This is a genomic window from Pseudomonas sp. St316 (assembly GCF_018325905.1).
Taxonomy (GTDB): Bacteria; Pseudomonadota; Gammaproteobacteria; order Pseudomonadales; family Pseudomonadaceae; genus Aquipseudomonas.
Genome location: NZ_AP021901.1, coordinates 2,487,443 through 2,506,589, shown reverse-complemented (window position 1 = coordinate 2,506,589; position 19,147 = coordinate 2,487,443). Strand labels below are relative to the sequence as shown.

The 19,147-nt window shown below is 59.3% G+C and carries 11 protein-coding genes and 4 pseudogenes; 9 read left to right on the top strand and 6 right to left on the bottom strand.

Annotated elements, in window-relative coordinates; genetic code table 11:
* Positions 1-7: 7 nt before the first annotated feature.
* On the bottom strand, positions 8-883 hold the full coding sequence (locus tag KI237_RS11380; RefSeq protein ID WP_212799885.1) for a LysR family transcriptional regulator: 876 nt from the start codon (positions 881-883) through the stop codon (positions 8-10).
* 110 nt (positions 884-993) lie between these two features.
* Between KI237_RS11380 and KI237_RS11375 the strand changes: the two genes are divergently transcribed.
* On the top strand, positions 994-2,184 hold the full coding sequence (locus KI237_RS11375; protein WP_212799884.1) for a YbfB/YjiJ family MFS transporter: 1,191 nt from the start codon (positions 994-996) through the stop codon (positions 2,182-2,184).
* A 111-nt stretch (positions 2,185-2,295) separates the two neighbouring features.
* Here the strand turns inward: KI237_RS11375 and KI237_RS11370 are convergent, their stop codons facing one another.
* Positions 2,296-3,339, bottom strand: coding sequence for a GlxA family transcriptional regulator (locus KI237_RS11370; protein WP_212799883.1), 1,044 nt, complete (start codon positions 3,337-3,339; stop codon positions 2,296-2,298).
* A gap of 294 nt (positions 3,340-3,633) precedes the next feature.
* On the opposite strand from KI237_RS11370, the pseudogene KI237_RS30950 reads away from it, so the two are divergent.
* From KI237_RS30950 to KI237_RS11345, 6 genes and pseudogenes are all read left to right on the top strand, one after another.
* A pseudogene (locus tag KI237_RS30950) lies at positions 3,634-4,716 on the top strand (HAMP domain-containing protein); the annotation flags it as partial.
* 6 nt (positions 4,717-4,722) lie between these two features.
* Positions 4,723-5,577, top strand: a complete 855-nt coding sequence (locus tag KI237_RS30945) for a methyl-accepting chemotaxis protein (protein ID WP_502937109.1) — start codon at positions 4,723-4,725, stop codon at positions 5,575-5,577.
* A 233-nt stretch (positions 5,578-5,810) separates the two neighbouring features.
* Positions 5,811-6,030, top strand: a pseudogene (locus tag KI237_RS30800) (BamA/TamA family outer membrane protein); the annotation flags it as partial.
* A gap of 107 nt (positions 6,031-6,137) precedes the next feature.
* Positions 6,138-7,082, top strand: coding sequence for a glycosyltransferase family 2 protein (locus KI237_RS11355; protein WP_212800587.1), 945 nt, complete (start codon positions 6,138-6,140; stop codon positions 7,080-7,082).
* Positions 7,063-7,944, top strand: coding sequence for an NAD-dependent epimerase/dehydratase family protein (locus tag KI237_RS11350; RefSeq protein WP_249410722.1), 882 nt, complete (start codon positions 7,063-7,065; stop codon positions 7,942-7,944). The genes KI237_RS11355 and KI237_RS11350 overlap by 20 nt, the downstream gene beginning before the upstream one ends.
* Before the next feature lie 1,105 nt (positions 7,945-9,049).
* Positions 9,050-9,379, top strand: coding sequence for a hypothetical protein (locus tag KI237_RS11345; RefSeq protein WP_212799880.1), 330 nt, complete (start codon positions 9,050-9,052; stop codon positions 9,377-9,379).
* Positions 9,380-9,970: 591 nt separating this feature from the next.
* On the opposite strand, the gene KI237_RS11340 is transcribed toward KI237_RS11345, so the two are convergent.
* The 4 genes and pseudogenes from KI237_RS11340 to KI237_RS30430 form a co-directional block, all read right to left on the bottom strand.
* Positions 9,971-12,136 (bottom strand): glycosyltransferase, encoded by a 2,166-nt coding sequence (locus KI237_RS11340; protein ID WP_212799879.1) that lies wholly within the window; start codon positions 12,134-12,136, stop codon positions 9,971-9,973.
* Entirely contained in the window at positions 12,129-12,815 is a 687-nt protein-coding gene (locus KI237_RS11335) for a 2OG-Fe(II) oxygenase (protein WP_212799878.1), read from the bottom strand. The genes KI237_RS11340 and KI237_RS11335 overlap by 8 nt, the downstream gene beginning before the upstream one ends.
* A pseudogene (locus tag KI237_RS30435) lies at positions 12,809-14,170 on the bottom strand (polysaccharide pyruvyl transferase family protein); the annotation flags it as partial. The pseudogene KI237_RS30435 and the gene KI237_RS11335, both read right to left, overlap by 7 nt.
* A gap of 138 nt (positions 14,171-14,308) precedes the next feature.
* A pseudogene (locus KI237_RS30430) lies at positions 14,309-15,532 on the bottom strand (ABC transporter ATP-binding protein); the annotation flags it as partial.
* A gap of 184 nt (positions 15,533-15,716) precedes the next feature.
* Between KI237_RS30430 and KI237_RS11325 the strand changes: the two are divergent.
* Entirely contained in the window at positions 15,717-16,535 is an 819-nt protein-coding gene (locus KI237_RS11325; RefSeq protein WP_212799876.1) for an ABC transporter permease, read from the top strand.
* Between the two features lie 303 nt (positions 16,536-16,838).
* The gene (locus KI237_RS11320; RefSeq protein WP_249410721.1) at positions 16,839-19,133 is read left to right on the top strand and encodes a glycosyltransferase; all 2,295 of its coding nucleotides are present in this window, start codon (positions 16,839-16,841) and stop codon (positions 19,131-19,133) included.
* Positions 19,134-19,147 lie beyond the last annotated feature (14 nt).

The following is a 19,147-nucleotide window of genomic DNA, read 5'->3' as shown; positions in this document are numbered from 1 at the left end:
TGGCGCTTTACTCATTTTCCAGCGCAAACACCTCGACAATCTCATCGATCACCGCCCGCACCCGTGCGGTATGACGCAGGTCCGCGTGGGTGACCAGCCAGACCTCGTAAGGCAGCGGGCGCGTGCGTTCCGGCCAGATCCTCAGCAAACCGTCACGCTCACCCATATACACCGGAATTTCCCCCACACCGATGCCCGCGGCAATCGAACGGCGCACCAACAGGCTCGAACTCAGGCTTGCCACGATCCGCCCGCGGTTGATCGGCTCGCAGACCAGGGTAAAGTCCTTGTTGCCCTGCAAGTAGGGTTGGTAGACCACCAGGTCGTGGCCTTCGAACTCGCTGCCGGGCGACGGTCGGCCATGGGCATCGACATAGGCCTGGGATGCGAACAGCCCCACCGGCCAACGCGCGATCCGCCGGGCGATCAGGTCGGGGTTGTCGGGCCGGGTGTTGCGCACGGCAATGTCCGTCTCCCGCTTGACCAGGCTGAGTATCTGCGTGGAAGCGTCCAGCTGCACGCGCACATCGGGGTGCCGCCCATGCAAGCGAGCAATGGCCGGAATCAGAAAGTCGATGGCCAATGAGTCGGTAGTGGCAACCCGCACATTGCCGATCAGGCGATCATCCAGGCCCTGTATCCGGCGCTCCAGCTCCAACGCCGAATGCTCCATCTTCTCCACCGCCTTGAGCGCCGCCTCGCCGACGGCGGTCAGTGCGTAACCGTCGGAGGTGCGCAGGAACAACGCGGCACTCAGGGATTTCTCCAACGCCGTGATGCGCCGCCCCACAGTCGCCTGATCCACCCCCAATGCCCGCGCAGCACCACGCAAGGTCGACGCCCGACTGACAGCAAGAAACACCCGCGCATCATCCCAATTCATCTGCTTCCCCATGATGCAAATCTGCATCGCTTTGGCGCGAAATCGCTGCATAAACGCAGCAACGATAGTCGATATGCTGAACGCCATAAACCCTTCACAGGATCGCTGTCATGACCACCCCATCCGCTGCGCTCGACTCCGCGCCCACGGGCATCTGGTTGCCCATCTTCGCCGGCCTCTGTGCCAGCCTCGTCAGCATCGGCCTGGCGCGTTTCGCCTACACACCGCTGATCCCTTCGTTGATCGAGGCCCATTGGTTTTCGGCCAATGACGTGGTCTACCTGGGGGCGGCGAATCTGGTCGGTTACCTGATCGGCCGTCCCATGGCCCACCGACTGACAAACAAGAACGCCTTGCGGCTGATGATGCTGGTCGTGACCGGCGCGTTTTTCGCCTGTGCTTTCCCACTGTCGGTCACCTGGTATTTCGCCTGGCGGCTGCTGTCGGGAATCGCCGGCGGCGCGATCATGGTGCTGGTGGCGGCGACGGTGCTGCCCCACGTACCGGCGGCACGCAAAGGTTTGGCCAGTGGTGCGATTTTCCTTGGCATCGGCCTTGGCATCGCCGGTTCGGGAACGCTTGTGCCGCCGCTCTTGAGCCTGGGGCTGCAGGCCACCTGGCTGGGGCTCGGCGCTCTGTCACTGGTACTGACCGGGCTGAGCTGGTTTGGCTGGCCCCAGGAAACGGTGCATGTGACAGCCAGCGCTGCGCCAGACGAACCCACGCCTCCTGCTGTCTTGCAGTTGTTCGCCCAGTACGCCTTCATGGCCGCCGGGCTCGTGCCTGCGATGGTTTTTCTGGTGGATTACGTGGCCCGCGGCCTCGGGGCCGGTGCTCGCGTCGGGGCACTGGTGTGGGTAATGTACGGTCTCGGGGCGATTATCGGGCCGGTGAGCTATGGTTTTCTCGCCGATCACCTGGGTGCGCGCAGGAGTATTCGACTGGTGCTACTCGTGCAAGCGATTGCCCTCGGCTTGCTGGCTATTTCACACACCTTCATGGCGTTGGCGCTACTGGCGGTAATCATCGGTTCGTTCCCACCGGGCATTGTGCCCTTGGCCCTGGCCCGGGTGCATGAACTGGTACCCAACCCACACCGCCAACAACTCGCCTGGAGCCGTGCCACTGTTTCGTTCGCAACCTTCCAGGCGTTGGCCGGGTTTTCCTACACAGCACTGTTCAATGCCAGTGGCGGACATCACACTGTGCTTTTCCTGATTTCCGCAGGGGCCATTCTTGTAGCGCTGATGCTCGACTTCACACCCTGGGGCAAAGATGATGCGAAAGGCCTCAACTCGTGAAATTGACCCCATGCAGGCGCCAAGGCAGAGTGATTTCACGTTGCCACCAACTCTCCTGGCTGGCTACAACGCTCCTCCCCTCACAAAAGCCATCCCCTACCCGCAGCGATTTTAACGCACGGTTTGTTTGCGCTCAGATTTCGAGCGATAGCTGCCAGGCGGCATGCCAAAAAAATCCCGGAAACGACGCTGGAAGTGCGGGGAGCTGACGAAGCCCGTCGCCACGGCTATTTCAGTCACGGACCGATTGGTTTGCTGGATAAGCTGGCGGGCACGCGTCAAGCGCAGTTCCAGGTAATAGCGTGTGGGAGTCGCACCAAGAAAGCTGCAGAACCGCCGCTCCAACTGCCGCTTGGAAATCTTGACGCACGCCGCCAGCTCATCAATGGTCAACGGCTCTTCTACGTTTTGCCACATCAGTTCCAGAGCCAGCTTGAGGCTTTCCGGCAGCGTCGGGTCGGTCTCGACGAAAACCGGCGGCAAGTCCGTCGCATCGTCGCCCGACTCATCACAGCGAAGAATTTCCTCGATGGCCCCCACCAGCGCCGCGCCACCCGTCTGGCGAATCAACTGGAGCATCATGCGCAGCGAACTGCTGGCGCCCGCGCAACTGACCCGCTCTCGATCAAAGACATAGGCCCGGCTGGACACCTTCACATGGGGAAACACCTCCGCCATCATGGCACGGCTTTCCGGGTGGACAGCGCATTCGAAACCGTCCAGCAGATTGGCATCGGCCACAAAGAAGACGCCGTTCCACAGCCCTCCCAGTATCGCCCCGCACGCTGCATTGGCGCGTAGCTTGCGTCGCAGCAAGGGGTGGCCTTGCAACTTCACGCGAAAGCCCCCGGCGACAATCAGCACGTCCTGGTTTTCCGGCATCTGCGCCAGTTCGATGTCGGTCGAGATGACAATGCCCAGGTCGCTCGTGACCTGCCCTCCTGAAACCCCCACCGTCAGCACTTCATAGAGGGGCATGTCGCTCATCAGATTGGCGGTCACCAGCGCATCCACCGCACCGGTAAAGGACATCATCGAGAAGTTGTCCATCAATACAAACGCGACGCGGATCGGTGCCTGGCGGGCGGGCGCCGACCCGAGTGGTCGATAAGCCATGTTCTTGTTTTTAAGTACGCTCTCGAATGCGCTTGGCATAGGGCCTCGTTAATACCTTAAAGACGATGAGGGTTTGCTGCACATGGGCACCCTTGACCACAGGACGAAAGGGCAGAGCAAACCACGCCATCTTCCAGACAAGTCAAACCGGGTGCAATCGCGCCAACGCCCTCTACTGGTCGACCCGCGCCAAAATGGATGAACTCAAGTGCCTACGACTTTGGTCGATACATTGGTCGTAGGCATGGGCGCTTTTCCCTTTCAGAGACTCGCAACGCCAACCACTGCTGTTTCCGCCGTTCCAACACTTAAAAATAATCCGCGGGAGAAGTCATGAATATCAAACAGAAGCTGACGTGGGCGTTCGCGGCCATCGCCTGCCTTCCGGTTATCCTGGTGGCGGTGCTTGTCGTGCTGAACCTGCGCGACGCCGCAAAAGCCAACTTCCTGGACAGCAGCGGCCGTGAAATCCGCCAGATCGACAACGGCATGAAGCAGTTCTTCGATGGCATCAGCCAGAACGTCGAACTCTTTGCCAGGGATCCGCGGGTCATCGCCGCCAAGGGCTTGAAAAACTATTCCAGCGCCGACGCCGCACAAGCCCCCTTCCCTGAGATCAATCAGCAGCTTCTGGAGATCTTCGAAAGATTCGCCAAGAGCCATCCGACCACCGCCTATCTTTCCGTGGGCATGGATGACGGTGGCTACGCGAGCTGGCCGGACGATCCCAAAATGGCCAAGTACGATCCGCGTGTGCGCCCGTGGTACAAGGCTGCCATGGCCGCACCGGGCACGACTGTGCGCACAGACGCCTATTACTGGGCGCCGGATGATGTGTCGCTGATTGGCACCGTACAAACTGTCGCTGACGCCAGCGGTAAATTGGTGGGTGTTGTTTGCCTGGACGTGTCGCTCAAGCAACTGACCGAACTGGTCAAGAACATCAAGCTGGGTGAAAGCGGCTACCTGATGCTGGTCGAAGCCAACGGCAACGTCCTGGTGGACGCCGCCGATGCCAAGCACAACTTCAAGCCACTGGCCGACCTGGGCCCCAACTATGCCGAGCTGGCCAAAAGCAGCGATGGCGTGACCCAGATCGAGATCGACGGCGTGCCCTACATGGCCAACGTGGTCAGTTCCAAAGGCCTGGGCTGGCGCTTCATCGGCCTGATCAAACGCGATGAAGTGATGGCCGAGGCTTCGAGCCTGACTTGGCTGATCGCCGCCATTGCTGCCGTACTGGCTGTGATCTTCGCCGCGGTGGGAGCCAGTTTCGCCAGCGTGATCGTGCGGCCGATTCGCGGTGTTGCCAACGGCCTGCAGGAAATCGCCGAAGGTGAAGGCGATCTCACCCGCAAACTCATCGTGCAAGGCAAGGACGAAACGGCCACCCTGGCGGGCTGGTTCAACCAGTTCCTGGCCATGATCGCGCAACTGATGCAGCGCATCGGCAGCGCCTCTTCCGACCTGCAAACTGCCGCAGCCGATACCAGCCACGTGGCCCAGAACATGAACGACGCTGCCGGGCGCCAACGCCAGGCCGTGGAACTGGTGAGCACCGCATTCAACGAAATGGTCGCCACCGCTAACGAAGTGGCCCGCTCTTGCAGCCAGGCCGCCTCCAGTGCGGATGAAGGCTATCGCGATGTACACGATGGCCAGCATCACATCGGCGAAGCCACCGGCAGCGTGCTGAAGCTGAGCGCGGACCTGCAACAGTCGACCCAGACCATGCAGGCGCTGGAACAGGACAGCAAGAACATCAACACCATCCTCGACACCATCCGCTCGATCGCCGAACAGACCAACCTGTTGGCTCTGAACGCCGCCATCGAAGCCGCACGGGCCGGCGATCAAGGTCGCGGGTTCGCCGTGGTGGCCGACGAAGTCCGGGCGCTGGCCCGGCGTACCGCCGACTCCACCGGCGAGATCGACAGCCTGCTGGGCAACCTCGCGCGGCGCACCCAGGAAGTCACCCTGCAGATGCAAGGCAGCCTGCAGGTGTCGCAGACCAGCGTGGAACGCATCCAGAAGGCCCGCGACAGTTTCGACAAGATCCGCAACTCGGTGGACTCGATTCGCGACCAGAATACGCAGATCGCCACAGCGGCAGAGGAGCAGCACCAGGTAGCCGAAGACATCAACCGGCACATCGCGCAGATCCATGCCGATGCCCAGTTGGTCGAGGAATTCGCCCATTCGGCGCAGACCGGCTCGGGGCGTCTGACGGATATTTCCGGTCAGCTCAAGGGTTTGGTGGGGCGGTTCAAGTTCTAGCTTCGCTGGGTTACGAGCCACGGACGGCTCGAAACCCATTACCTCGACCAATCTACTGCTCCCTGAGCCAACTGATGACGTGGCTGCGCAAGAGGTCACTGTCTATGAAAGTGCGGCGTCGCGCATTTCGATCGGATGGTCAGCCGAGCGCCTTCATGGGCCGCAAGCCCATTTCCAGCAAAACGTCACAACCCAAATACTGTTGCACACCAGACTCGGCTAACGACAATAGCGACGTGTTCTGGGACGTCAGCAGCGTCTGCTCCGACATGTGCTACCTGAATACCAGGGATGCGACGGGCTCGACCTCCGCCAGGTGGCCAGTTCGGTAGGCGTCGGGGTGACTGGGTATAGCCCGCCGGTCCATTGAGCGCCAACCTCGCCTTTGCGGTCCGAATCCCGGATAACGCTGATACGCAAGTATTCCAGTTTTCCTTGGGGCAAACCTTCTGAAAGTCCTGGCCGGAACTGGTCGTAGGGCACGGACCTGCTATCTTGGATACAGACCTGAGTAGTTGCGATCCCATACGTATCCAGGTTTGAACCATGGAGTGATGAAGTTGGAAGCAGTGGAACTGCTCGCTATTGATGAATGGAGTACATCATCTCTACGTGGCGAGTGTGATGTGATCATCGTCAATTACAATGCCGGTGAACTTTTGTTGGCGTGTGTAAGGTCGGCGTTTGCCGCCGGCGCTTCCAGCGTGATCGTGGTGGATAACGACTCCCACGACGATAGCCTGATGCTGGTGGAGCGAACCTACGCTGCCGGCGACTCGCTTAAAGTCGTACGCAATGCCGCCAACCTCGGCTTCGCCGTGGCGTGCAACCAAGGTGCCCGCCTGTCAGCGGCTCCCAATTTATTTTTCTTGAACCCGGACACCGTGCTGGCCGCCGATGCCATAGACCACTTGCTGCTGGCGCTGCATAGCGCGCCGGAGATTGGCATGGTCGGAGGGCTCCTGTGCAACCCGGACGGCAGCGAGCAAGCCGGTGGGCGCCGGGTATTTCCAACGCCCAGACGCGCCTTCATGCGGGCTTTCGGACTTTCGCGGCTATCAGCCTTTTTCCCATCGCTGTTGTCCGACTTTTTATTGCACAAGGAGCCGCTACCCGGCACCCCCATTGTCGTGGAGGCCATCTCCGGGGCGTGCATGCTGGTCAAGCGCGAAGCAATCGACAATGTCGGGTTATGGGACGAAAACTATTTCCTTCACTGCGAGGACCTGGACTGGTGCATGCGCTTCCATCAGGCCGGCTGGCGCGTGCTGTTCGTGCCAGATGCCCAGGTGATGCATGTATTCGGCGGCTGCAGTCGCCAGCGTCCCTATTTCGTCGAATGGCACAAACACCTGGGGATCCTGCGTTTCTATCGCAAGTTTTTCCGCCGCAAATACCCCACAGCGCTATGGGTCAGCGTGGTGATCGGCGTCTGGTTCCGATTCAGCCTGATGGTCCTTCGCCACGCGACTACCCGGCTTAAACATGCATGGAACCTTCGATAAGAGACTTCAATTGCGAATAGGAATATTGGGCGGTTCCAGCCTCCTGGGCGAACGCGCCCTGCCATTGCTGGCACAAACCGGTCACGCAACGAGCGCCTTCACTCGAAGTCTGCCCAAGGTGTCCGGCCTGGGCGTGACGTGGCGAAACGCTGACAACTGGCACGGACTGACGCTGGACACCTTCCTGTCATTTGCCCCCATTTGGGTGTTACCCGATTATCTGGAGCACCTTGCCAACACTCACGTCAAACGCGTCGTCGCGCTGTCCTCCACCAGCCGTGTTACCAAACAAACATCGCCGGACGCTCGGGAACGGGAGGTGGCGCAACGCTTGATACGCGCAGAAGAACAGTTCGAGCAGTGGGCGATCGAACGGCAAATCGAATGGGTGATCCTGCGACCGACCATGATCTATGGCTTTGGCCGCGACAAGAACATCGCGCAAATTGCCCGTTTCATTCAACGCTTCGGTTTTTTCCCGCTCATCGGCGGCGGAACCGGACTGCGCCAACCGGTGCATGCTGATGACGTGATCCAGGCGTGCCTGTCGGCGATGAGCACGCCTGGCCTGCCCAGTGGCGGCTACAACCTTTCAGGCGGGGAAGTGTTGCCTTATCACGCAATGGTGAGGCGAATATTCCAGGCCATGGGACGTCCGGAGCGAACGCTGCCCCTCCCCGCCCAGGTCTTAAGCCGGGGCGTTTCGATCATGCGGTGCCTGCCGCGCTATCGACATCTTTCAAGTGCGCTGGTGGCGCGGATGAACGAGGACTTGGTGTTTGACCATTCACCCGCCAGCGATCGGCTTGGTTTTGCGCCCAGGGCGTTTCACCTGATGGCTGAGGATTTGCCTGGGCGCTGAGAGAGTCCTGGGCGAATAGGCGGGATGGTTCTTGGTGGGACCGCGCTTGCTCGCGATGGCGGCGGCACATTCAACATCGATGCAAGCAGCCCCACCGCTATCGCGAGCAAGCTCAGCTCCCACAGGGTTCTGCGGCGTGCATGCGTTTTGTGGCTGCCGAAAAATCCATGTGGGAGCGAGCCTGCTCGCGATGGCGGTGTATCAGTTTCTGGTGATGTTGGATCTGCCGGCCTATTCGCGAGCAAGCTCGCTCCCAGCGTTTTTTCGGGTTGTTCACAGGCATCGCATCCATCCCCAATCCCTGTGGGAGAAACCCCCGCCAGGCGAGGCGCGGTGGTACTGAAAGCCTGTTGCTTGGGTGTGGTGAATGCAGGATCGTGAAAACCCCAGAACCCCTGTGGGAGCCGAGCTTGCTCGCGATGGCGGCGGCACATTCAACATCGATGCAAGCAGCCCCACCGCTATCGCGAGCAAGCTCAGCTCCCACAGGGTTCTGCGGCGTGCATGCGTTTTGTGGCTACCAAAAAATCCATGTGGGAGCGAGCCTGCTCGCGATGGCGGTGTATCAGTTTCTGGTGATGTTGGATCTGCCGGCCTATTCGCGAGCAAGCTCGCTCCCAGCGTTTTTTCGGGTTGTTCACAGGCATCGCATCCATCCCCAATCCCTGTGGGAGAAACCCCCGCCAGGCGAGGCGCGGTGGTACTGAAAGCCTGTTGTTTGGGTGTGGTGAATGCAGGATCGTGAAAACCCAAGAACCCCTGTGGGAGCCGAGCTTGCTCGCGATGGCGGCGGCACATTCAACATCGATGCAAGCAGCCCCACCGCTATCGCGAGCAAGCTCAGCTCCCACAGGGATCTGCGGTGTGCATGCGTTTTGTGGCTGCCGGAAAATCCATGTGGGAGCGAGCCTGCTCGCGATGGCGGTGTATCAGTTTCTGGTGATGTTGGATGTGCCGGCCTATTCGCGAGCAGGCTCGCTCCCAGCGTTTTTTCGGGTTGTTCACAGGCATCGCATCCATCCCCAATCCCTGTGGGAGAAACCCCCGCCAGGCGAGGCGCGGCGGTACTGAAAGCCTGTTGCTTGGGTGTGGTGAATGCAGGATCGTGAAAACCCAAGAACCCCTGTGGGAGCCGAGCCTGCTCGCGATGCGGCGGCACATTCAACATCGATGCAAGCAGCCCCTCCGCTATCGCGAGCAAGCTCAGCTCCCACAGGGTTCTGCGGTGTGTATGCGTTTTGTGGCTGCCAAAAAATCCATGTGGGAGCTGAGCCTGCTCGCGATGGCGGTGTATCAGTTTCTGGTGATGTTGGATGTGCCGGCCTATTCGCGAGCAAGCTCGCTCCCAGCGTTTTTTCAGGTTGTTCACAGGCATCGCACCCATCCCCAATCCCTGTGGGAGAAACACCCCCCAGGCGAGGCGCGGTGGTACTGAAAAGCTGTTGCTTGGGTGTGGTGATGCAGGATCGTGAAAACCCAAGAACCCCTGTGGGAGCCGAGCTTGCTCGCGATGCGGCGGCACATTCAACATCGATGCAAGCAGCCCCACCGCTATCGCGAGCAAGCTCAGCTCCCACAGGGTTCTGCGGTGTGTATGCGTTTTGTGGCTGCCAAAAAATCCATGTGGGAGCGAGCTTGCTCGCGATGGCGGTGTATCAGTTTCTGGTGATGTTGGATGTGCCGGCCTATTCGCGAGCAAGCTCGCTCCCAGCGTTTTTTTCGGGTTGTTCACAGGCATCGCATCAATCCCCAATCCCTGTGGGAGAAACCCCCGCCAGGCGAGGCGCGGTGGTACTGAAAGCCGGTTGCTTGGGTGTGGTGAATGCAGGATCGTGAAAACCCCAGAACCCCTGTGGGAGCCGAGCTTGCTCGCGATGGCGGCGGCACATTCAACATCGATGCAAGCAGCCCCACCGCTATCGCGAGCAAGCTCAGCTCCCACAGGGTTCTGCGGTGTGTATGCGTTTTGTGGCTGCCAAAAAATCCATGTGGGAGCGAGCCTGCTCGCGATGGCCTTTGTCGCGACCTAGCCCTTGTCCGCCGTCTCCAGGCCAGGCTTATCGCGATGAACGTGGGCTTGCCACGCGCCCCATTTGCTTTCGAAGTACGCCTGGTTCTTGTCCCAGAGGGCCTGGTACTCACCACTGGCGATCAGCTTCCTGAACGAAGCTTGCCCGTAATGATGGATAAACGCGTCTTCGGCGCAGACAGTCCGGTAGCCAGCGGCCTGCACGCGACGGCTGTAGTCGTCGTCCTCGAACATCCCGATACCGAATGCTTCATCCAGATACCCCACCGCTTCGAGAATGTCTCGGCGAAAGGCGACGCAAAACATGGCGAGCATCGAGATATCAAACGACTGTCCCTTGCGGGCTTCGGTGTAGCGGTCGGCAAAATCTTGCATCTGTGGAATATCGGTGTAGGAAACTTCAATTTTCGCTTCGTTTCCTACCGCATTCGTGACCGGTCCGACCAAGCCGATACTCGGGTCTCTCAAATGCCTGACCAGTGGATCCAGCCAGCCACCAGGCACTACCGTGTCGTTATTGAGCAACAGCAGGATGTCACCGTCGGCTTCTCGCAAGCCCTGGTTATTGGCCGCAGCGAAGCCCCGGTTGTCCGGGTTGAGGATGACCTTCGCGGCCGGCACCTCTTGGCGCAGGCGCTCAAGATAATCGCCCGTACCATCCTGCGAGCCGTTGTCGACGACAATGAGCTGGTAGTTGGGCCAGGTGGTATTGCGCAGAATGCTGTTTACACACTGAACAGTCAGATTGAGGTTGTTATACGTCACCAGCACGATGGAGACTTTTTCATACAGCCCGACGAGAGCCAGTTGCATGCTATTGAAGCGATCTTTCCAATCATTGGCCCGGGCCAGTTCCACGCGTCGTTTGTACAGGGCCAGGTCGCGCTCGGCCAAGGCACGTTCGATCTGCTCGATGAACTCATCGACCCCGGTTGCGAAGTACAGCAAGTCTTTATAGATGCTCATCTCCGCCAGTGGGGTGGAGATCACCGGTTTGCCTGCACTGATGTACTCGTAGAACTTCACCGGATCGACCGCATGGGTCACGTTGTAGAGCCTGAAGGGAATCAAGCAGGCATCGAAATGATCCAGGTAAAGCGGCATTTGCGAGTAAGGCTTCCTGCCCAGCAATTGCACATTGGGCTTGTGCTCAAGGCCCGCCAGATCGTCGACGAAAACATCCCCCACCAGGATGAAATTCCACTCTGGCCGCCTGTCCGCCAACGCCGCCAGCAAAGGATAGTCGAGCCATTGCGCCAAGGCGCCGTAGTAGCCAATCACTGGGCCGACAAGCCCGCTAAGCACATCATTGGTAAAACAGTGCTGCCGGAAAAAAGCGAAATCCACCGCGTTTCGGACCAGTACGCAGCGTGGGTTATGGGCGCACCACTTGTGGTAAAGCAACGCAGCGGAAACGGTCACCAGGTCGGCCTGGGCAATCAGGGTCTGTTCCTCGCTCAGCAGCTGTTCGCCGATGTTCGGGAAACCATCCCAGTCATCCATGCAGTCATAGAGAATGCGCCAGCCATGCGTGGCTCGCAGGCTGAGTGCCACAGGGCTCCAGTAAGCAATATGCACCACCGAGAGGGCGGTTCTTATCTGCATATCGGCGACCAAGGCGGCCATGGCGAGTAGCAAAGCCTGATGATTCTCAGGCGTCACTACTTTTTCGTAATACGCCTCCTGCACATCACGCTGCAGCGCCACTTCAAAAACATTGGGCGCCACTGAGGTCAACCGATAGAGCTGTCCCTGTTCCGGCACACTGGAGGGGACGATATAAAACACCCGGTAACCATTGCTCGCAAACTGGTTCATCAACTGCTGCGGTCGCTGGAAGCGTGCAGCCCACTCAATGTTGGCGAAGCAGAGAATATCCAGGTGCCCTTTTGTGGCGAAATCCGGGGCCACGTCAGGGTTGGGCAACGGCTGCGGTGCGGCCGGGTAGACGATTGCAGCGGCCGTCTCGGGGAATTCCTGCGTGGCGCTGAAACCATAACGCATCCACCGGAAAAGCGAGCGCAGTGGTCGGGTGAAACGCCACGAACGGGTGTTTTGCAGGAAGTCGACTTTTGCCAAGGCAATATCGCGCTCATTGATGGCCGCATCTCTTTGAGCCAAGGCGGCGTCGCGGTCGATCAAGGTGCTGTCGAGCTTAAGCACGTGGGTATCCATGCAGTGGAGTGCTGTCGCCCGGTGGCCACATGGAACTGAGGGACCCCGGTCGGTAGAACGTTGCCGTCAGGCTGCGGCGGGAGGAATGGCAACCGCTCACCACGGGCGTGACAGCATGCCAGGAGTTATCCGAACGCACCAGGATCGCCGAGTTACCCACCAGGGGCTCGATCTCGGCCGCCACGGCAGTGGGATCGTTGCGGTGCAGGATGTTCAGGCAACCGCCGTCGTTGCGGTCCCAGGACTCATTGAAATACAGGATATGGGTGACCAGTTTATCGGGCAGGTCCGGGTGGGCACCCAGGCTCGCGCCAGGGCCGTAATGAAAAACGTTGACCTCCATCGGCACGCTGCGCAGATCAATCCCGGTCAGCTCCGACATGGCCTCTCGATAGCCGGCCGAAACAAGATCCTGCGCCAGCCTCAACCACGCCTCGCTCAGTTCTTCGGGGAAAGCAATGGTATGGGTGCCCATGTCTACCAGGGCGCGGGCCTCATAGTCATAATTTTTTTCACCACCATAACCACTCACCGTCTTGAAGTGATCATGGGGGAAGGACGCTGCCAACGCGGCGGCATCCTCGGCCGAATACAGACCGCCAATTTCAGCCCATGAGAACGGGTGAGACTTTAGCGCCGCTGGCGTGAGACGAGAGAGATCTAGCATTGTCTGTTCTTGTTCGCTGTCAGGTTTCTGATACCACGGGCGATGGAACGCAGTGGTGCGGTCATTCGAAATGAATTGGAGTTCTGCAACTCAAGCATCCTGGCGTCACTGAGGGCCAGTTGCTGACTGAGCTGGGCAATCCGTTGCTGCTGGGCAAGCGCCTCGACTACCGGCTCCGGCGCCGGCTCGATGACCTCAGGCTCCGGCACGACCGGGCTTACCGGCCATTCAGCCGGCAATGGATCACGCCCCTCGGCCGCGGCTTCGAGCAGGTTGGGTAGATGCTGTAGGAATGCTCCCAATACGGGCTGGGACGACGTTTTACCCTGACGAATGATCGCAGCGACACGGTCCCAGTGCTCGACCAACCGATCCGCCGCCGCACAAGCCGCTGGCGATGGCCGGACCTTGCCCACGCGTGCGATAAACCATTGCGGATCGACCGTCGCCACGTCCGGCAACGCGTGGAGTGAGTCAAACCCTGCCAATGCCGTGTACTTGCCCGTCGTCAGATCCGCCGAGCAAAACACCGGGACGCCAAACGCCAGGGCGGTGATTGCCAGGTGGTAGCTGTGGCCGATCACCGCTTGGGCCTGACTGAGAATTTCCGCCATCAGCAACGGTTGCGGCCAGAACGACAAGGTGATGGCCTGGGGCAGGCGCGCCGCAATGACCGACGGATCGTCACCCAGGACAGGACCAATTGGCACCACCAGGAACTGATACTCCTGAAACGCCTCGGCGTGGTCTTCGAACAGTTTTATAAAAGATTCCACCACATGAATGGCGTGGATCACGATGTAGGGCCCGGTCAGCCCGGCCTGCTCGCGCAGGCGAACGAACTCGGTGGAGGGCTGCTGCTCATCGATCAGGCGGGGCAAGCCGAACGCGGTGTCGGGCAGCACTTCGATCTCGACCTGCTGGGTGAGCGCGCCGAGGGCATCGCGCGACAGTGCATCACGGACTCGCACGTACTGGCTTTGCTCAAGAGCCATCGTCAACAACGGCCTGGCCCAGTCAGGGATACCGTTGCAATGCATCCCGGGGGCATTCCACATGACCGGTACCCCGTGCTGCTGCGCGATAAGCGCCGGGGTCAACCAATAACCGGTGGGGTGATGAATAGTGGCGGTTGTCGGACCATAGCCGTGGGCAACGACTTTATCGAATCGGATCAGGAAGCCACCGCCGATCAAAACACCATCCAGGCTGGCCGCCACATGAGGCAACTCTGTCAGCGACGTCACCGCATAGGGCCATTGAGGTGGTTTTTTAGCGTGATAGGAAAACCGATGCAGGTTGACTGAACCCAAGCGCCGGGACAACTCCGCCTCGGCAATGATCGGGAACAGCAGGTCACCATAGTTTTCGACATCAAAGGTGCCGAATATAGCGACCTGCCACGGCTGCTCCTCCAGGTGTTGCGTCAAAACCTTCTCCCCTTGGGGCCCGCAGGCCTTGGCCAGCGACTCGGCCGGGCGAGGGTCGAGCCTCTGCAACCCCAGGTCGACCATGCCCAGGAAATGCTTGTGGTTGGGCAACATGTCGAACGCCAAGGGCGCCACCTGCTTCTCGATCAGTTGCGAGGTGTCTTCCGTCGCGCCATGCAACAGCTTGAGCGTGACATGGTAGCGCCCCTCGGCGAGATTGGCCGGGAAGCGCACCGTGATTGACGCACGTCGCCAGCCGTTTTCAACGGGCCCCGGTTGCAGTGCGAAGTTGCCGCCACCAATCACCAGCAACCTGGCTTCCTGAATGGTGAAGCTGATGTTGGGTTGGGTGATCGACTCATGCAGCAACGCCTCGACGCGAATCTCGATGTCGTCGCCATACAGGTAACTGGAGCAAAGCTGCTGGGTGTTGGTGAAGCAGGCAGCACTGATATGCCCCTCTTCGGTCCCAAAGGCCATCCCCTCCTGCCCGCCCATGAATGACTTGCGCGTAACCGGTATGACCCCGCCACTGGCCCAGCGGCGTTGCTCGTCGCGCATGTCGAGCAAATGCAGCTCGGCCATTTCATCGGGCGAACCGCTGGCAACAACCCGGCCTGCGCGCAGATAGATGACCCTGTGGCAAAAACGCTTGACCATGCTCATGTCATGGGAGACGAACAGCAGGGTCGTGCCTTTGGCCGCCAGTTCTTCCAGCCGATTCAAGCATTTGAATTGAAACGAGGCATCGCCGACGGAAAGGGCTTCATCGACGATCAGGATCTCGGGTTCGACACAGACCGAAACGGCGAAGGCCAGCCGTACCAGCATGCCGCTGGAATAGATTTTGGTGGGCTGGTCGATAAAGTCGCCGATATTGGCAAAGGCGAGGATGTCATCGAAGCGAGCGTCGATTTCCGAGCGACTCAAGCCCAGCACCGCCGCATTCACATAGACGTTTTCCCGGCCGGTGAACTCCGGATTGAAACCGGACCCCAGCTCCAGCAACGCCGCAATCCGGCCATGCCCCTGGACACTGCCCCGGGTTGGCATCAACGTTCCGCAGATCAGTTGCAACAGGGTGGATTTACCACTGCCATTACGGCCGATGATACCGACAGTCTCCCCCCTTGCGATGGTCAGGGAAACATCGTCCAGGGCCCAGAACTCGCGATAGAAACGCTTCCTGCCGCGTACCAGCATCTGCAACAGGCGATCCTTGGGGGCATCGTAAATCTGATAACACTTGCTCAGGTTTTCGGCGCAGATGGCCACTTCAAACGACATCGGTAAAACCCTTCCATGAATCACGGCCATTATTGCGGCGTTACTGAATCAGTCCTTCGCTGGGTGCTGCGGATGAGTTAAGCACAGATGGGATAAAAAACTCCGAATGAATCTACACTTGGCCTACCCTCCATGAGGATGCGACTCAAGGAGCATCCGATATTGTCTTAAGGATCAAGCACCGATGCAGTCGTTCAGCACCACCCCTGCCGCCATGGTCAAGAGTGTCCTGGTCAATCGAATATTGATCTACGTGTTGATCCGCAGAGAAGTCATCGGTCGCTACAAAGGCTCGATGCTCGGTATTCTATGGTCGTTCTTCACGCCGGTTTTCATGCTGGTGGTCTACACGTTCGTGTTCAGCGTGGTCTTCAAGGCTCGCTGGTCTGGCGGCGGAGAATCCAAGAGCGAATTCGCCCTGGTGCTGTTCGCTGGCCTGCTGGTGTTCAACCTGTTTTCCGAATGCGTGAACCGTGCGCCGGGCCTGGTGCTGGCCAATACCAACTACGTCAAGAAGATTGTGTTCCCACTGGAAACCCTGCCCCTGGTGTCGCTCGGCGCAGCGCTGTTCCACATGGGTGTCAGCGTCCTGGCCTGGCTGGTCTTCTATATCGTCCTGTTCGGTACCCCTCCGGTAACCGCTCTTCTGCTACCGGTGGTGCTGTTCCCATTGGTGTTGCTGACGCTGGGTATCTCCTGGTTTCTCGCCTCGATAAGCGTCTACCTGCGCGATATAGGCCAGTTCATCGGCATTATCATCACGGCGATGCTGTTTCTCTCACCGATTTTCTATCCACTCTCGACCCTGCCCCAAAGTTACCAGGTCGCCCTGCAGGCAAACCCCCTGACGCTGCCGGTGGAAATGGTTCGCGATGTCATGTTTTGGGGCAAGGCGCCACAATGGGAGCACCTGGCCGCTTATTCGGCGATCTCCGTGCTGATTGCCTGCGCAGGGTTCGCCTGGTTCCAGCGGACACGCAAAGGCTTCGCCGACGTCATATGACGTGTGTATGCATGGCGCCCCGTCCCGCAGCCGCTATGATGCTTTATGGCACGACTGGCGCCTGGGCCTGTCTGTTGATTGAAGCCAACATCGATCCTGAAAGACCGGGTATGCGTTGCCGTATTGACCAAAGGACCAGAAAACCGCATGGACCAGATCAACCGTCTTGTTGATTGCATTGACAGACTGACTCGCTCAACACAATCCAGATCCATTGAAGCCTTGCAACTGGTCAAGGAAATCGAGAATCGAGATCGGCTTATCAAACAACTGAACCTTGATTCAAAAGCGTTTCGCACTCAGGTGTCACTTCAAGAAGATGAGACCCGGCGCCTGCGCGAGCAATTGCGGGCGACTGAAGAGCGCCTCAAAGAGGTCGAAACACTACTCCAGACAAAAGAAAGCGAAGCTGTCGCGCTGTCCGATTGGGCTGTGGATTTACGCGCCCAACTGGCGGCGAAGCAGGCTGAACTGTTCAAGCTTTCGGACTGGGGCAACGCCATCGAACGCGCACCGCTGCGTTATTCGATACGCAAGCAGCTGTATCGGTTATCGCGCCGGGTCTACGCCTGGCTGCCACTCACCACCCAGCAGAAAAGCCAACTGGCGCGTCGGCTTCGAAGCTGGTTGAAACAGCGCAAGGCAACACCGGGCGAATCTGCGGCGCCAACGAACCTTACCCCGTTGCAACACCTGCCACCGCCCGTAAACCTTGAAGTACCGCCTTGCTCCGGACAACCCATGATCCTGATGTTCGGCGTGATTGACTGGCACTTCCGCATCCAGCGCCCACAGAACCTGGCCAAAGAGTTGGCACGGGCAGGACAAACGACATTTTATGTCTCGAACCACTTTATCGACGATGAGGCCCCCGGCTTCGAAGTGGAACCCTTGGAAGGCTCCAACCGGCTGTTCCAGATCCGGTTCAAGGTGCTCGGCGCACCGGCCATTTATCATGCTCCACCGTCAGCGGCCGCAATCCACCAGCTATGCCAAGGCCTGGCCATGCTTCTGCAATGGGCGAACGTCGGTGCCGTGGATTGCATCGTCCAGCATGCCTACTGGTTCCCGCTGGCAAGGCGTGTCCCCAACGCCACGCTGGTTTATGACTGCATGGATCACCATGAAGGCTTTGGCAACGTTGCCCAGGAGTTGCTCGACCTTGAAATTGCCCTGATGCGCAGGGCGGATTTGCTGGTGGCGACATCCGACTGGATCGAACAACACGGCAAGCGGGAAAACCGCAACGTCGAGGTGATCCGCAACGCCTGCGAGTTCAGCTTCTTCAGCCAACGTCCCGACAAGGTCTATCGGGACCCCGCCAACAGAAAAATCATCGGCTACTACGGCGTCATTGCCCAATGGTTCGACCTGGACCTGGTCAAGCAAGTCGCCCAGGCCTTCCCAAAGCACCTGATACTGTTGATCGGCAGCGATACCGTCCAGGCAAAAAAATACTTCAAGGCCTGCCCGAATGTGGTCCTGGAGGGCGAAGTCCCGTATGCCACCCTGCCTTACTATCTCTATGCCATGGACGTTTGCCTGCTTCCGTTCAAGGTCATGCCGCTGACCCTCGCCACCAATCCGGTCAAGGTCTATGAATACCTGAGCGCGGGAAAACCGGTGGTCGCGGTGAAACTGCCGGAACTGAGCCAGTTTGGCAAACTGGTCTGGGCGGTTGAGGAGCCGACTGAGTTCATCTCGGCCATTGGCGATGTGCTGAACGCAGTGCCAGAGGCCAGCGCCACGCTAAAGGCGCGCCAATCGTTCGCCCGGGGCCAGACCTGGCAGCATCGGGCCGCCAGCTTGCGCAAGGCCATCGCGACACTGCCCCTGCCCAAAGTCAGCGTCGTGGTGTTGACCTACAACAACCTCGAACTGACCAAGGCCTGCCTCGACAGTCTGTTGACCCAGAGCCAATACCCGAACCTTGAAATCATCGCCGTCGATAACCACTCCAGCGACCAGACCCCGGCCTACCTCACCGCCTGGGCCAAGGGGCATCCAGACCGGCTCGTCATCCTCAACCCGGACAACAAGGGTTTTGCCGCGGGCAACAACCTGGGCCTCGCGGCGGCCAGTGGCGACTATCTGGTTGTCCTGAACAACGACACGGTCGTCACCGCCGGTTGGATCAAAGGCTTGATCCGTCATCTGCAGGACAACAAGGAAATCGGCATCATTGGCCCGATCACCAACAACATCGGCAATGAGGCCAAAGTCAGCACCGGCTATGAACGCATGGAAGACATGCCCGCCGAAGCCGCGCAAATGACCCGCGCTCGCATGGGTGAGTGGTTCGAAATCAACACCCTGGCCTTTTTCTGCGTGATGTTCCCGCGTTCGACCTACGAGCAAATTGGTGGCCTGTGCGAGGAGTATGGCCTGGGGTTCTTCGAGGATGACGATTACTGCCGTCGCGTGCAGCGTCGTGGCATGCGCGCGGCCTGCGCCGAAGACGTCTTCGTGCACCACCACCTGTCCGCCTCGTTCGACACCTTGGGTGCCAAGAAAAAACAGGCGCTTTTCGAAAAGAACCGGGCGATCTACGAGAGCAAGTGGGGATCCTGGGTCCCGCACACGTACCGAGACGTATAAGCACCCTTTTGCAT